Below are 9,612 nucleotides of genomic sequence, written 5' to 3' on the forward strand. Positions count from 1 at the left end.
AAGTTATCAACGGACACTTGCGCCGGTCAATGCGCCGAAAATGGCCTCCACGGGTGCTGAAGTCGGAGCGGCGGCGGAATTCGAGCAGTTCTCAGTCCGGCGTCGAGTTCGGGTGCACCGCCTCCCCGCGCGGGGCCACTACAGTCCTTGCCAAAGGCGGACGTGGCGCCATGGCCGGCCGACCCGGGAGACGCGGTTGAAGATCACCAACGTTCACCTGTCCGGGCTGGGTGTCTTCCAACCGCCCGTGACCGACGCCGGCCAGGCCGCCCGGCGCGGCGACTACAGCCCGGCCGCCTACCTGGAGAACCGGCTGACGGGCGCCTGCGTCGCCGGGGACGTCTCACCGCCGGAGATGGCGGTGCACGCGGCCCGCCAGGCGCTGACCCGCGCCGCCGCCGACCCGGCCGGGATCGGCCTGCTGCTGCACGCCTCCATCTATCACCAGGGTCCGGAGATGTGGCTGCCCGGCCCGTACATCCAGCGGGAGGTCGTCGGTACGGCGGCCCCCGCGTTCGAGGTCCGGTTGGGCTGCAACGGCGTGTTCGCGGCGCTGGAGATCGCCGCCGGGCACCTGGCCGGCGCGGCGACGGGCCGGACGGTGCTGGTGACCACGGCCGAGAACCTCGGCTCACCGCTGATCGACAGATGGAACTCGGCACCCGGGTTCATCCTGGGCGACGCCGGCAGTGCGCTGCTGCTGGACCGCGACCACGGCTTCGCCCGGCTGCGCGCCGTGGGCAGCGTCGCGGTGCCCGAGGTGGAACCGCTGTACCGGGGCGGTGAGCCGCTGTACCCGCCGGCGGCGGGCCAGGGCCGCACGATCGACATGCGCGAACGTGCCGAGTACTTCCGCACCAACGTGATGTCGCTGACCGACGCCGCCGAACTGCGCAACCGGGCCCGGCTCGACCTGATCGAACGCACGCTCGACGAGGCGGACCGCAAGCTGGCCGACATGACCCGGTTCATCTGCGGAAACGCGGCGGCGTACATGGTGCAGCACGATCTGGTGGAGCCGCTGGGCATCACGATGGAGCGCACCACCTGGCAGTTCGGGCGCGGCGTCGGACACACCGGCGCGAGCGACCAGCTGCTCTCCCTCAACCACCTGCTGGTCACCGGGCAGCTCACCGCCGGCGACCACCTGCTGCTGTACGGGGGCGCGCCGGCCACCCTGTCCTGCGCGGTCCTGGAGATCCTGGACGTCCCGGAGTGGGCCGGGGCATGACCGCGTCCCCGCGTACCTGGCTCGTCACCGGCAGCTCGGCAGGGCTCGGCCGGGCGCTGGTGACCGAACTGCTCGCCCGGGGCGAGACGGTGGCGGCCACCGCCCGCGATCCGCGTACCCTGGCCGACCTGCGGCCCCCCGCGTCGGGGACCCTGTGGACGGCGCGACTGGACGTCACCGACCCGGAACGCATCCGGCAGGTGGTCGACGACGCCGCCCACGCGCTCGGCCGCCTCGACGTGGTGGTCAGCAACGCCGGGTACGCGCTCGTCGGCGCCGCCGAGGAGGCCAGCGGCGAGCAGGTCGACCGGCAGATCCGGACGAACCTCACCGGGCCCATCCACCTGGCCCAGGCGGCGCTGCCGTACCTGCGCGCGCAGGGCGGCGGGCGGATCATCCAGATTTCGAGCATGGCCGGGCAACGGGGGTCACCCGGCACGGCCGTCTACTGCGCCACCAAGTGGGGCGTGGAGGGCTTCTTCGAGTCGCTGGCCGCCGAGGTGAAGGGCTTCGGGATAGGCGTGACGATCGTCGAGCCCGGCACCGTGCGCACCGGGTTCTTCGGGCGGAGCAAGGAGCTGACCACCGCGTCGCCCGGCTACGCGGGCACCCCGGCGGCGATCCTGCGTCGCCGGGCGCAGGACGGCCGCCTGCCGTGCCGTGGCGACCTGGCGAAGATGGCCGCCGCCGTGGTCGACGTCGCCACCGGGCCGACCGCCCCGCTGCGGCTCGCGCTCGGCAGCGACGCGTACGCCACGATCCGGCGCGGACTGACCGCGCGCCTGGCGGAACTGGAGGACCAGCGGCAGATCGCGGTCTCCACCGACCTGAACACCGGCGACGGGTCGACGCCGCACCGAGGACCGGAGGGGAGCGACGATGCGTATCACCGTCCTGGCGCTCGGCAGCCGCGGTGACGTCTATCCGCTGACGGCGCTCGCCGCCGAGCTGGCCCGCCACGGCCACGAGGTACGCCTCGCGGCGTCACTGAACCTGGTCGACCTGCCCCGACAGTTGGGGCTCGACGTGGTGCCGGTCGGCTGGAACCAGCAGTCGATGATGCAGACCGAGCGTGGCCGGGAATGGGTCACCAAGAGCAACCTCGACTCGTTCCTCCAGATCACGATCGAGGCGTACCGGGACTACGGTCGCCGGTTCGGCGACGAGGCGATCGAACTCACCGCCGGCAGTGAGGCCATCGTCTGCGCCGTGGTCAGCGAGCAGTGGGCCGCGGCGCTGGCCGAGGCGTACGACGTCCCCCTCGTCGCGTACGACCTCACACCGTCCCGGCCGAACGACGTGGTGCCGCATCCGCTGGTGGCCGTCGATCCGCTGCCGACCGCCGCGGCGAACCGGGCGACCTACCTGCACTACACCCGACGGGCCTGGCGGTACCGGCGCGACCTGATGTTCCAGTTCCGTCGCCGGCTCGGGCTCCCGGAGATGCCGCCGCCCCCGAAGCAGCTGCGGCGACCGCTGGAACTTCAGGGCTACAGTCCCACCCTGGTGCCCGGCCTGACCTGGGACGCCTACCGCCCGATCGTCGGTGACCTCCGGCTGACCCCGGTCGACCTGGACCGTGCCGGCATGTCCACACTCGACCCTGAGCTGGCGCGGTGGTTGGCGGCGGGCGAACCACCGGCCCTGGTGACGTTCGGCAGCACGCACGTGTCGGACCCGGCCGCGATGATGGCGGCGATCAGGCGGGTCTGCCGGTCGCTGGGTCTGCGTGCCCTGGTGGCCACCGGCTGGGGCCTGTCCGGGCTCGCGCCGTCCACGTCACCGGAGCTGCGGGTGGTGCCCTACGTGGACTACGACCTGGTGCTGCCGCACTGCGCCATGGTGGTGCACCACGGCAGCGCCAGCATCACCGCCGCCGGCGTACGCGCCGGCATCCCCACGATGGTCTGCTCCTCGTACGCCGACCAGCCGTTCTGGGGCCGCCAGCTGGAACGGCTCGGCGCCGGTGTGCACGTGCGGTTCACCGACCTGTCCGAGGACGTGCTGCTCTCGGGCATGTCCCGCCTGACCACCGGTCCGCTGCGGCGGCGCGCGGCACAACTCGGCGAGCTGATGCGCGCGGAACCCCACGGCACGCCCGTCGCCGCCGACGAGGTCGACAGGTATCTCGCCGCATGAACGGCGCAGCGACCGCCCCCGACCGTGGCCGGGCGGCCGTCGCGGAGGTGGTCGGGCTGCTCGACCTGGCACCTGTCGAACCCGCGACGGTCACCACGGACCGGCTGGTACCCGTCGCGGGGGTGTACTCCGGTCGCGGTACGTCGCGGGGAACCACCCGCCGGTACGGGGGACTGATCGCCGCACAGGCGTTGACCGCCGCCGCGCACACCGTGCGCCCCGGTCGACCGGTGCACTCGCTGCACGCCTACTTCACCCGGCCGGGCGACAGCCGCAGGCCCGTCACCTACCTGGTCGAGAGCCTCCGCGACGGCCCGTCCATCTCCACCCGACGGGTGGTCGCCCTCCAGCGCGACACCCCGATCTTCTTCCTGACCGCCTCGTTCCACGATCCCGGCGGCGGGCCGGCGCACGGGCCGTCGGCGCCCGAGGTCCCGCCCCCGGACGAGGTGCCGACCCTGACCGAACTCCTCGCCGACGCGCCCGCCCGGCTGGCCGCCGTGCAGGACATGCTCTTCGCGTTCGACACCAGGTACCTCGGCCCGCCGCCCGGGGAGCGGACCGCCGGGGAACGGGCGGGCGAGGCGCACCGCCGGGCCTGGGTACGGGTGGCCGGGAGGATGCCCGACGACGTGCCGCTGCACGTCGGCGCGCTGGTGCTCATCTCCGATCTGCCCCTGCTGCTCAGCGCGATGGTGGCCGGGCACGCGACCGAGTGGGGCCCGGGTGACCTCGGCGTCAGCATCGACCACACGGTGTGGTTCCACCGGCCCTGCCGGGCCGACGAGTGGCTGCTGTACGACTGCGACAGCCCGTGGGCCGCCGCCGGTCGCGGCCTGGCGACCGGACGCCTGTACGCGCGCGACGGCGACCTGGTGGCCACGGTGGCCCAGGAGGGTCTGCTGCTGACCCGGCCCGCCCGGTGAGCCGGGAAGCGACGGACCCGGGACGGCCCGCCGCCGCGCTCAGACGGGGACCGCCTCGATCGCGCCGTCGGTGACGCCCGCGACGGCGAAACCGGCGTCGGCGAGGAGCCGGCCGTACTCCGCCGCGGTGCGGTCCCGGCCCTCCATCAGGACCAGCATCAGCAGATCCACGATCCGGTTGCGGGGTGCCCCCCAGGTGCCCGCGCCGGCCCCGACCCGCTGCGGCTGCGCCGGCAGCAACTCCTCCAGCACCAGCAGCCGCGCCCCGGCCGGTATCGCCGCGCGCACCCGGGACAGCACCCGGGCGACGTTCCCGTCGTCCCAGTTGTGCAGGACCCGCCGCAGCACGTACCGGTCCCCGCCGGCGGGCACCCGGTCGAAGAAGCTGCCGACGACGACGTCGACCCGGTCCAGGACCCCGGCGGCGGCGAGCCGGACACGTCCCCGGGCGGCGGCCTCGGGCAACTCGACGAGGACCCCGCGCAGTTCGGGACGGGCCCGCAGGAGATCGGCGAGCAGGCCGCCGTCGCCGCCGCCGAGGTCCACCACCGTACGGGCGTCGTCGAACAGCCGTGCGGGGGGTGGCGGCGGCTCCGGGGCGGTGGACATCGCCCCGTTGAACGTCGCCGCCAGCTCCGGGTGCCCGCCCAGGTACTGGTAGAAGGATTCCCCGAAGCGGTCGGTGAAGGCCGGCCGGCCGGTGCGTACGGTGTCGAGCAGGCCGGCGAACGAGGCGAAGACCTCCTGGCCGTACAGCACGGCCGTGTCGCGGACCGAACCGGGGGCGTCGGTGCGTAGGTATTCCCCCATGCCGGACAGGGTGAAGTCGTCGGGACCGGTCTGGCGCAGGACGCCCGCGTCGGCGAGCGCGGCGAGCAGCCGGCGCAACGCCACCGGGTCCACCCCGGCGACGGCCGCCAGTTCGGCACCTCCGGTGGTGCCCGCGGCGATCCGGTCGGCCAGACCGAGCAGGGCGAACACCGAACACGCCTGCGCCGTCCAGGTGGCACAGAGGACGTTCAGCAGCCGCTTGCGGAAGTAGTCGTCGTCACGCGCCACGGATGGCCCTCCACTGAGACTCTAGTGAATGTCCAGAGAAGTGCGGGCCGGGCCCGCAGGCGCCTCGGTATGGTCGATTTCGGCCCGGTCATCCTCGCATCAACCAGGGCGCGCTGACAATTGTCGTCAATGGGGAGCCGTGGGGGATCGAATGGGTGCGCTCGCTGCGGTCGATTGGTCCGCCTGCCACCCGGGGCGTACGGTTGTCGCGGCGTGCCGTCGTGCCGGCTGACCTGGTGGTGCGGCTGCGCCGCACGGTGGACGACGGGCGGGCTACGGCCCGTGCGCTGCTCGTCGAGACGGCCGCGGCGATGGCCGGCGCCCCGCCGGCCGCGGTCGCGGTGGCGCACACGGCGACGGGCGCGCCGGTGCTGCGCGGCGTCGCCACCGGCTGGCACACCAGCGTCAGCCACACCCGTGGCCTGGTGGCGGTTGCGGTGTCCCGACACGGACCGGTCGGCGTCGACGTGGAGGCGCTGCGCCCGTTGCCCGCGTTGCCGCTGAGCCGGCGGTGGTTCGCCCCGGAGGACACCGACTGGCTGCGCGGGCGGCCGGTGGAACGGCTCGGCGTCGACTTCCTGGCGCTGTGGACCGGCAAGGAGGCGGTGGCCAAGCTGTACGGCACCGGGCTGCGCGGCGGCCGACTGCTGCGCTGGCGCACCGCGCCGCCGGCACCACCGGCGTGGCGGCCCGCCGTCGACGCCCCCGGCGTCCTGGTGACCCACCGGGAACTGCCCGGTCACGTGCTCGCGGTGGCCCGCGCGCCGGCGTGGCCCGGCCCCCCACGGCCGGCCGTCGGTCGCTGATGCGGACCGCTCTCGTCCTCGGCGGCAGCGTCGCCGGCATGGTCGCCGCCCGGGTCCTGGCCGACCACGCCGACCAGGTGTGGATCGTCGAGCCCGACCAGCTGGTGGACGCCCCGGTGATCCGCCGTGGCGCGCCGCACGGCAGTCAGGCGCACACCCTGCTCGGCCGGGGCCGGACCGTCATCGACCGGCTGCTGCCCGGCGTCGTGCGGCAGATGGTGCGCGAGGGCGGTCAACTGGTCACCAGCGGCCCCGGCGGCGCGCAGTGGTTCCTCAACGGCCGGGCCAAGGTCCCGGTACGCGGCGGCAGCGTGGTCAGCGTGTCCCGGCCGTTCCTGGAATGGCACCTCCGTCGGCGGGTCCTCGCGCTGCCCAACGTGGCCCTGGTCGCAGGGACCGCCGTCGGGCTCACCGCCACCGCCGGCCGGGTCGACGGCGCGCTGGTCCGGCCACCGGGCCGCACCGACGCCCAGCGGCACGGGGCGGACCTCGTGGTGGATGCCACCGGGCGGTCCAGCCGGCTCGCCGACTGGCTCGGCCGGCTCGGCTACCCCGCGCCCGACAAGCGCCGGATGGCCCTCGACCTCGGCTACGCCACCTGCCTGTTCCACCGGGAACCCGGCCAGCGGCTGGCCGGGCACGTGGCGGTGTACTCGGTCCACACGCCGAGCCGGGCGCGCACCGGCCCCAGCTCGATGACCCCCGTCGAGGGTGACCGCTGGCTGACGCTGGTCAGCGGCTACGGCGACCGGCGGCCGGGCCGCGACCTGGGCGGGTTCCTGGAGCGCTGCCGGTCGAACCCGGCCACCCCGCTGCGGCTGTTGCCGGACGCGTGCGAGCCGGCCAGCGAGGTGTACGTGCACCGCTTCCCGGACAGCGTCCGCCGCGACTTCGACCGGCTGGACCGGTTCCCGGCCGGCCTGGTGGCGATCGGCGACGCGGTCGCCTCGTTCAACCCGACCTACGGCCAGGGCATCTCGGTGGCGGCCGTGCAGGCGGTCGCGCTCGCCGAGTGGCTCGCCGAGCCCGGCGCGGTGGACCGGCCGGCGCACGGGTACTTCCGGCGGGTCCGGGCGGTGGTGGACGACGCCTGGGACTTCTCCGCCGCGCAGGACTGCTACCTGCCGCACGTGACCGTCGCCCGACCGTTCGGCTGGCGGCTGCGGCGTGGCCTGGCCGAGGCGGTGCAGCACGCCACCGTGACCGACGAGGTGGTGCACCGGGCCTTCCTGGAGGTCGTCAACCTGACGGCCGGCCCCGCCCGGCTGCGCCGCCCGGACATCCTCTGGCGGGTCGGGGCGGCGGCGCTGCGCCGACCCTGAACCTGCCCGCCCGAAGCGCGGCAGTCGGGACCCTTCGGGGCGACACATCCCATTTTTAATGAAGACCAGCAATGATGTCGATGTGTGGCCGGATGGCCGCCGACGGCACCGGGACCGCCGCCCGGCCCGGGTCCCCGCCAGGCCCTGTTTTTTCGCTTCGCCAGGGGGTCTGACCTCGAAGTTCCTATCGGTCCTCGAAGATGGTTCGAACAATCGACGACGGTCGTCCGGAAACCGGCTAGCCTCTCAGTCGAACGTCGTACCACTGCGACGCGAAAAGACGTGAATGCCGCATGTAACTGACGCCTGTCTATGCAGATTGGTGCGGTTTCCGCTGTCGTTCGGTCCCCCGCAGCGGCACGTCGGGACGAAGGCAGCTCGTTCTCTGGGGGAGAGGCCATGGAAATCCAGATCCTGGGACCGCTCGTGCTCGCCCACGCCGGTCACACCGCCACACCGACCGCCCCGAAGCCCCGCAGCGTGCTGGGCCTGCTGCTGCTCAACGCGGACCAGACCGTGCCGGTCTCCGCGCTGATCCAGGACCTGTGGGGCGCGTCCCCACCGGTCAGCGCGCTGACCACGCTCCAGACGTACGTGCTCCAGATCCGCAAGTGCTTCGCCGGCCTGCTCGACGTCCCGGTCTCCGAGGTGGCCAAGCGGGTGCTGGTCACCGTCCCCGGCGGCTACGTGCTCCGGGTCGGTCCCGACGAGTTCGACCTGCGCCTGTTCGAGCAGCTCGCCTCGGCCGGTCGACGCGCCCTGGCGGCCGGCGAGAACGTCGACGCGGCGGCGCTGCTGGTGCGCGCCTGCGCGCTCTGGCGTGGCCCGGCGCTCGCCGACGTGCGCGCCGGCACCGTGGCCGAGCCCCGCCTCAAGGCGCTGGAACAGACCCGGCTCACCACCGTCGAACAGTGCATCGAGGCCCGCATGCGGCTCGGTCACCACCAGGACGTGCTGGCCGAACTCACCCTGCTCATCGCCGAGCACGGGCTCAACGAGAACCTGTGCGCGCAGCTGATGGTCGCGTTGCACCGTAGCGGCCAGCGACGCGAGGCCCTGGTGGTCTTCCACCGGCTGCGCACCTCCATGGTGGAGGAACTGGGGCTGGAGCCGTCGAAGCGGCTGCACCTGCTCCAACAGGCGGTCCTCGCGGACGATCCGGCGCTGGAGGTGGCGCCCCGGGACGACGGGCTGACCCAACTGCTCGACCACCTCGCCCTCCAGCGGCCCCGGACCCGGTAACCGCCCCCACCCGCCGTGTCGTATCCCTGGGGCAGACTGCCGGGGTGGATCTGACGTTTGCCTTCGCCGCCCTGCTCGGGCGGTCCGATCTTCCTGCCGGCCCGCACGACGCCTACTTCGGCGGGGACACCCTCGACGAGTTCCTGCTCCCGGCGGGCTGGCTCACCCCCGACGCCCTCGCCTCGTCGGCTCCGGTCACGGTGCCCGACGTCGACGCCTGCTACCTCGACGACGACCATGCCGCCCTCGGCTGGGAGTTCGACCTGGCGAACTCGCTGTTCGCGGTCGAGTGGGCCGACGACGTGCTGCCGGCGGCGTTCCTCGCCGACGTCCGGGCGGTCGACGCGGACCTGCTCGTGCGCGGCGTCGACCTGGGTGCGCTGATCGACCGGCACGGCCTCGACCTGACGGCGGAGTCGGCGCGCCGGTGGAACTACCGGCTCTCGGCGCTGCTGCGCCTGGCCACCGACGGCACCGTCCACGACGCCATGCGGATGGCGACGTTCACCCACCGGCTGCCGGAGCTGCTCCCGATCGGGCCGGGCGACCACCGGCGGGTCGAGCAGGAGTGGGCGGCGGCGCTGGCGCAGGTCGAGCCGCCGCAGCTGCGGGACCACCTGAGCCTGCACTGCCTGGAGCCGTTCTGGTCGCGGGCCGCGGGCGCCCGTTACCTGGGCGCGACCGAGTGGCCGACCGGCACCTCGGCCCTCGCCGGCCGGCGCAAGCTGCTGGCGGGCTGGGAGTTCGGGGAGTCGCAGTCGGGGGTGGCGGTGGTCGGCTGACGCCGGCCCGGCCGCTCGTCGACCGGACGCCCCGCCCGGCCAACCGGGGCGTCGGGACAGGTCGGCGCGGCCCGGACGGCGGCCGGGCCACCGGAGTCGGCGGCC

At 74.0% G+C, this 9,612-nt stretch carries 9 protein-coding genes; 8 read left to right on the forward strand and 1 reads right to left on the reverse strand.

Features of this window, described 5'->3' with window-relative positions; genetic code table 11:
- The first annotated feature begins 196 nt into the window (after positions 1-196).
- From H1A17_RS07915 to H1A17_RS07930, 4 genes are read left to right on the forward strand one after another with little or no spacing between them, the layout of a single operon-like run.
- Positions 197-1,231, forward strand: a complete 1,035-nt coding sequence (locus tag H1A17_RS07915; RefSeq protein WP_168222523.1) for a ketoacyl-ACP synthase III family protein — start codon at positions 197-199, stop codon at positions 1,229-1,231.
- On the forward strand, positions 1,228-2,148 hold the full coding sequence (locus H1A17_RS07920) for an SDR family oxidoreductase (RefSeq protein WP_194821510.1): 921 nt from the start codon (positions 1,228-1,230) through the stop codon (positions 2,146-2,148). Before H1A17_RS07915 ends, H1A17_RS07920 begins: the two co-directional genes overlap by 4 nt.
- On the forward strand, positions 2,111-3,370 hold the full coding sequence (locus tag H1A17_RS07925) for a glycosyltransferase (RefSeq protein WP_145920541.1): 1,260 nt from the start codon (positions 2,111-2,113) through the stop codon (positions 3,368-3,370). Before H1A17_RS07920 ends, H1A17_RS07925 begins: the two co-directional genes overlap by 38 nt.
- Complete coding sequence (locus tag H1A17_RS07930; protein ID WP_145920540.1) at positions 3,367-4,296, forward strand: acyl-CoA thioesterase II; 930 nt, start codon at positions 3,367-3,369, stop codon at positions 4,294-4,296. Before H1A17_RS07925 ends, H1A17_RS07930 begins: the two co-directional genes overlap by 4 nt.
- Before the next feature lie 39 nt (positions 4,297-4,335).
- Here H1A17_RS07930 and H1A17_RS07935 read toward each other — a convergent pair whose 3' ends face one another.
- The gene (locus H1A17_RS07935; protein WP_194821511.1) at positions 4,336-5,355 is read right to left on the reverse strand and encodes a methyltransferase; all 1,020 of its coding nucleotides are present in this window, start codon (positions 5,353-5,355) and stop codon (positions 4,336-4,338) included.
- A gap of 221 nt (positions 5,356-5,576) precedes the next feature.
- Between H1A17_RS07935 and H1A17_RS07940 the strand changes: the two genes are divergently transcribed.
- The 4 genes from H1A17_RS07940 (at position 5,577) to H1A17_RS07955 (ending at position 9,507) form a co-directional block, all read left to right on the forward strand.
- Positions 5,577-6,161 (forward strand): 4'-phosphopantetheinyl transferase superfamily protein, encoded by a 585-nt coding sequence (locus H1A17_RS07940; RefSeq protein ID WP_194821512.1) that lies wholly within the window; start codon positions 5,577-5,579, stop codon positions 6,159-6,161.
- Positions 6,161-7,483 (forward strand): NAD(P)/FAD-dependent oxidoreductase, encoded by a 1,323-nt coding sequence (locus H1A17_RS07945; RefSeq protein ID WP_194821513.1) that lies wholly within the window; start codon positions 6,161-6,163, stop codon positions 7,481-7,483. The genes H1A17_RS07940 and H1A17_RS07945 overlap by 1 nt, the downstream gene beginning before the upstream one ends.
- Before the next feature lie 399 nt (positions 7,484-7,882).
- Complete coding sequence (locus H1A17_RS07950) at positions 7,883-8,725, forward strand: AfsR/SARP family transcriptional regulator (RefSeq protein ID WP_145920536.1); 843 nt, start codon at positions 7,883-7,885, stop codon at positions 8,723-8,725.
- 44 nt (positions 8,726-8,769) lie between these two features.
- Positions 8,770-9,507 (forward strand): hypothetical protein, encoded by a 738-nt coding sequence (locus tag H1A17_RS07955; RefSeq protein ID WP_145920535.1) that lies wholly within the window; start codon positions 8,770-8,772, stop codon positions 9,505-9,507.
- The last annotated feature ends 105 nt before the right edge of the window (positions 9,508-9,612 follow it).

The organism is Micromonospora sp. S-DT3-3-22 (assembly GCF_015354745.1).
In the GTDB taxonomy this organism is placed as follows: domain Bacteria; phylum Actinomycetota; class Actinomycetes; order Mycobacteriales; family Micromonosporaceae; genus Micromonospora; species Micromonospora wenchangensis.

Bases quoted from the DNA above. Each gene is read 5' to 3' on its own strand.
- H1A17_RS07920 (WP_194821510.1), top strand. From the start codon at position 1,228: ATGACCGCGTCCCCGCGTACCTGGCTCGTCACCGGCAGCTCGGCAGGG.
- H1A17_RS07925 (WP_145920541.1), top strand. From the start codon at position 2,111: ATGCGTATCACCGTCCTGGCGCTCGGCAGCCGCGGTGACGTCTATCCG.
- H1A17_RS07930 (WP_145920540.1), top strand. From the start codon at position 3,367: ATGAACGGCGCAGCGACCGCCCCCGACCGTGGCCGGGCGGCCGTCGCG.
- H1A17_RS07945 (WP_194821513.1), top strand. From the start codon at position 6,161: ATGCGGACCGCTCTCGTCCTCGGCGGCAGCGTCGCCGGCATGGTCGCC.
- H1A17_RS07950 (WP_145920536.1), top strand. From the start codon at position 7,883: ATGGAAATCCAGATCCTGGGACCGCTCGTGCTCGCCCACGCCGGTCAC.